Origin of the sequence: Rhizorhapis suberifaciens (genome assembly GCF_014200045.1) — a bacterium.
In the GTDB taxonomy this organism is placed as follows: Bacteria; Pseudomonadota; Alphaproteobacteria; order Sphingomonadales; family Sphingomonadaceae; genus Rhizorhapis; species Rhizorhapis suberifaciens.
Genome location: NZ_JACHOV010000034.1, coordinates 1 through 1002, shown reverse-complemented (window position 1 = coordinate 1002; position 1002 = coordinate 1). Strand labels below are relative to the sequence as shown.

1 protein-coding gene is annotated in these 1002 nt (G+C 61.3%); it reads right to left on the bottom strand.

Annotated elements, in window-relative coordinates; genetic code table 11:
- Window positions 1-921, bottom strand: a protein-coding gene (locus HNQ99_RS16390) for an IS630 family transposase (RefSeq protein ID WP_246415062.1) whose coding sequence is annotated in 2 segments (ribosomal slippage) — window positions 1-587 and window positions 589-921 — 920 coding nt annotated over the 2 segments. Because the reading frame shifts where the segments join, the coding sequence is not laid out codon by codon here. This gene is flagged as partial in the annotation.
- Between the last annotated feature and the right edge of the window lie 81 nt (window positions 922-1002).

Below are 1002 nucleotides of genomic sequence, written 5' to 3'. Positions count from 1 at the left end.
CAGCATTCGTCTGAGGAGTAGAGTTCGCAGATTGAGCCGACAGCTTGCCACAGGGCATCGATGGTCCTGGCTTTGGCCTTTCGCAGATGTGCTTTGAGCTTGGCGAAGGCCATTTCTATGGGATTGAGATCGGGGCTGTAGGGCGGGAGGTAGAGGAACCATGCGCCGCGCTCCTTGAGGATCGCGCTGGCCCGTTCGCTTTTGTGGCTGGAGAGATTGTCGAGGATCACCATGTCGCCGGGCTTCAACGTCGGAGCGAGCTGGGTTTCGACATAAGCCTCGAAGATTTGGCGGTTCATCGGGCGGTCGATCACCCAAGGTGCGGTCAGTCCGTCATGGCGCAGGGCGGCGATAAAGGTTTGGGTTCCCCAGTGACCGAAGGGAGCCTTCATCTTGAGGCGATGTCCCTTGCGCGCCCGGCCTCTGAGCCGGGTCATCTTGGTGGTCGTGCCGGTTTCGTCAATGAACACCAGCCGCTCCGGGCGTTTCTTCATCCAAGGCTGGCGGTGAACCGTCCATATCCGACGCCTCCGGACAATGTCAGCGCGATCGGTTTCGCTCGCCAGCAGCGTTTTTTTTGACGGTAAAACCGTGCCGGATCAGCAACCGCGACAGCGAGGCCGGGTGCGCCTTCACCCCACGTTCGGCCAAAAGCCGCGCGGCCAGTTCCGGCATGGTGATGTCGCCATCAGCTTCCACCCAGTCCACAAGCGCCTCAACATGGGCCGCAAGCAGACCGCTTCCCGCCGGGCGGCCCTGCTGGGCAGGCGCCAATGATCCCGTCTGCGCCTTGCGCTGCGCCAGGCGTACCGCCGTCGCAGCACTCACCCCAAACCGCCGCGCCGCCGCACGGCACGATTGCCCGCGCTCAATCTCGCCAACAATCCGAACCCGAAGATCAGAAGAATGTGCTTTGCCCATGATCCACCTCCAAAGAGAAGGAATCACAAATCTCACGCCAGGGGAATCCCCAGCGATTCACATTTCCAATCCGACGCTCTA